This window comes from Halorubrum sp. AJ67 (genome assembly GCF_000513435.1).
The window spans coordinates 80,157-81,032 of sequence record NZ_CBVY010000009.1 but is presented as its reverse complement, the minus strand read 5'-3'; the positions used below and the strand labels follow the sequence as shown (position 1 = coordinate 81,032).

The following is an 876-nucleotide window of genomic DNA, read 5'->3' as shown; positions in this document are numbered from 1 at the left end:
CGTCGAGCCGACCGAACAGGCGCTCTCGGACGCCGGCTACTCGAAGGGCGACATCGACGAGGTCATCCTCGTCGGCGGCTCCACCCGGATGCCGCAGGTCCAGGAGAAGGTCGAGGAGCTGGTCGGGCAGGAGCCGAAGAAGAACGTCAACCCCGACGAGGCGGTCGCGCTCGGCGCGGCGGTCCAGGGCGGCGTGCTCTCCGGCGACGTCGACGACATCGTCCTGCTGGACGTGACGCCGCTCTCGCTCGGCATCGAGGTGAAGGGTGGGCTCTTCGAGCGGCTCATCGAGAAGAACACCACCATCCCGACCGAGGAGTCGAAGGTGTTCACCACGGCCGCGGACAACCAGACCTCAGTCAACGTCCGCGTCTTCCAGGGCGAACGCGAGATCGCCGAGGAGAACGAGCTGCTCGGCGCGTTCCAGCTCTCCGGCATCCCGCCGGCTCCCGCCGGCACCCCGCAGATCGAAGTCTCGTTCAACATCGACGAGAACGGCATCGTCAACGTCGAGGCCGAGGATCAGGGCTCGGGCAACGCCGAGTCGATCACCATCGAGGGCGGCGTCGGCCTCTCCGACGAGGAGATCGAGGAGATGCAGGAAGAAGCGGAGAAACACGCCGAGGAGGACGAGGCCCGCCGCGAGCGGATCGAGGCCCGCAACGAGGCCGAGACGACGATCCAGCGCGCGGAGACCCTCCTCGAAGAGAACGAGGAAGAACTCGACGACGACGAGCTCGTCGCGGACATCGAGGCGGCCATCGAGGACGTCGAGGACGTGCTCGAAGACGAGGATGCCGACACCGACGAGATCGAGTCCGCCACCGAGGCGCTCACCGAGGAGCTTCAGGAGATCGGCAAGCAGATGTACGAGGG

At 66.9% G+C, this 876-nt stretch carries 1 protein-coding gene; it reads left to right on the top strand.

The window, feature by feature from the left end; translation table 11 throughout:
- On the top strand, nt 1-876 hold an 876-nt coding region (locus BN903_RS09280; protein ID WP_048077505.1), incomplete at both ends, for an Hsp70 family protein.